The organism is Vibrio sp. 10N.222.48.A3 (assembly GCF_041475345.1).
Classification (GTDB): Bacteria; Pseudomonadota; Gammaproteobacteria; order Enterobacterales; family Vibrionaceae; genus Vibrio; species Vibrio tasmaniensis_A.
Window position 1 is genome coordinate 1 of the sequence record NZ_JBFRVX010000127.1, and the last position, 2,469, is coordinate 2,469.

The following is a 2,469-nucleotide window of genomic DNA, read 5'->3' on the forward strand; positions in this document are numbered from 1 at the left end:
TTACAGCTAATGATTTAAATCACTGTTATAGATAGGGTTAATGGTTATAATCCTTCCCATCAAATCAACCTAAAAAGCAGAGTCTTGTATCTATCTACATGCAGTGTTTCTTTCTGATTCGCTCAAGCATGACGCAAGAGACCGTGATGTTTACAGATGTCAGCAGGTGCTTTTTATTAACTTTTGGATTAACGAATGAAACCGAAATTTTGGAAATTATCTCAGGGAACACGAGAGTTTGATCTACGAGATATAATTGAATCGATTAACTCAGGGTTGGTGTATGTCCACAAAGATACCCGCGGCAAAGGAACATCATCAACATCGCAAGCAGAAGACTTTATTAGTGCCGCGATCGGAGACTATTTTTATTTAACGCATGGAAACGAAGGCATATACCTTCTTGGCCAATTCGTAGGACCGGCAAATTTGTTTTCAAAGTATGGAGATGGATGGTTAGAACGTGAGTTCAAGTTTATCTTCGCTTCAAATAACTCTAACTTCTATTCAGGGGAACACAAGTGGTGGGCTCCGAATGATAATTCTACTTTTACTCGTGTTCCTGAGCATGAGTTAAGTCTTTTTGAAGAAGAAATCTTGAGACCATACTTTGAAGTCACATTGAATGAGTTTGGGCTTTGATTATATACAAGACTTTGAGGGAGTTAGTTTGAAGTTATCCCTACCAAGCTGGGCAAAAGATGTAGCTATAGTCACAGTAATATTTGCGGCGGGTGGAGCTTACGTCGAACTTAAACTAAAAGTTAGTCAACTAGAGTCCGATGTACTTACTTTGGAAAAAAGCAACAAGAACATGACAAATGTAATTATTGCTCAGTATGGCGTTGATTGGCAAAAAAATATATCCGAAATAACTAATGTGGATAGTTGGAAATCTGAGGTTAACTCATCAATTGATGGACTAGATCCTAAAATTTCAGCTAACACCAAACTTATTGATTGGAATAGTAGTTGGGTAACCTCGATTCAAAACTGGGCAGTTCAACAAGATGCATTAATTCGTTCGAGTACACTCGATAAGTTTCGTGCTATAGCGGTTTATTCAAAATCCAAATCTCTGGAAACTTTTGAGATTCGTGTTAACAAACAACATGTCAAAGGTGCATTCTATAAACTAGGTGACAAAGTTTTGATCGAAAACCCTCATCCTCCAGCTAGGCAAGTTGAAGTTATTGTACAAGGTTTTATTAATGATCCTGCCAACTCAAATGTATTAGTTCAAGTGAATGAATCGCTTCTTTCTGAGTTAGGGTTAACTACATTATCGGGAAGGTATGAGTTGTTTGTCACCAATGATCCAGATGTTCTAAGGTGGAAGTCACTCAAGAACCTACGTAAAGAGCAAATGTTCGGTAAAAACAATTAAGCAATGACATTCGTTAAAGTGGGTATTTTTGAATTAATTTTAGTGTTTCTAGAAACGTGATTGAATGTAGATTACATCTTACTCACTATTATAGGTTACGGGGCGTTGAAAATCATGTCGTACAACGTTAAGAAAATAGAGTGTGATAGTAAAGGTACTCGTTATGGGATATTCATCGATACGGTCATGCTTCATGTTGAGTACCGAAGGACTAGAGCTACCGAAATTATTGAAGACCTTCAACGAGGTAAAGTTTTAGCTGAAATTATTACTCCTGACATTGCACGGGCGGAACAAAGAAAATGCAAAAATCTACTTGAAGCTGAAGGTAGAAAGACAAGTCGTCTTGCGTTGGAATTATATAATGTTAAAAAGCTAATACCTTCAAAAGAAGAAAAAAAACCACTTAACATAATATCTGAGCTAGTTGATTCGAACTCAGATACTAGTTCCAAACCGCCTACAAAGCTAATGCTTAAATATGACATGAATAGGATAGAAGGCTTGGAGTTGAGTGCATTGATTGAGGAGGTAAAAAGTAAGGGTTTTAGATACAGTAAAGAGCTATCTAATTACATTATTAGAAATAAGTTGAAGCAGAAATACCCCAACATATCTGGTGTGGTAAAAATGGAGAAATCAGGAGAACAGTGGAACTTTTCAGGAGGATTTCCAAAGCGAATTTATGGGATTATTTGTAGTGAATTAAACTTGTCTGATCAAGGTACTACTGCAAAAGCAGTTGGTTTCAAATCATTCAAAGAAATAGACGGCTTGTTTTAAATACGACTTATTAAAGAAGGGTAATTGCAACTCACGCTTCCAGTGAAATTGTGTTCTTATTTAACCCTAAACAATTGGGTAATAAACTTTAAAATTAATGGTAGGGAATTTATTGGCACGTTCAGAATCTAAGAGAAAGAAGCCTACAGAGAATATGGGGCTCATTTTATTCGATGAAGTTAGTGGCATTTGTCCTAAATGCACGAAGCCTCTTATGAAAAGAGGTAATGACCAAATGATTAAGCTATATGAAATCGCACATATTTATCCACATAGCCCAAGGCCACACGAGATATTAC

The 2,469-nt window shown here is 36.5% G+C and carries 3 protein-coding genes; all 3 read left to right on the plus strand.

Features of this window, described 5'->3' with window-relative positions; translation table 11 throughout:
- The first annotated feature begins 195 nt into the window (after window positions 1-195).
- The 3 genes from AB4653_RS04775 (at window position 196) to AB4653_RS04785 (ending at window position 2,170) form a co-directional block, all read left to right on the plus strand.
- Window positions 196-642: a hypothetical protein gene (locus tag AB4653_RS04775; protein WP_102258015.1), complete on the plus strand. Its 447-nt coding sequence runs from the start codon at window positions 196-198 to the stop codon at window positions 640-642.
- Between the two features lie 28 nt (window positions 643-670).
- Window positions 671-1,387 (plus strand): hypothetical protein, encoded by a 717-nt coding sequence (locus tag AB4653_RS04780; RefSeq protein WP_133151970.1) that lies wholly within the window; start codon window positions 671-673, stop codon window positions 1,385-1,387.
- Window positions 1,388-1,501: 114 nt separating this feature from the next.
- Window positions 1,502-2,170, plus strand: a complete 669-nt coding sequence (locus tag AB4653_RS04785; RefSeq protein ID WP_133151971.1) for a hypothetical protein — start codon at window positions 1,502-1,504, stop codon at window positions 2,168-2,170.
- Window positions 2,171-2,469: the final 299 nt, after the last annotated feature.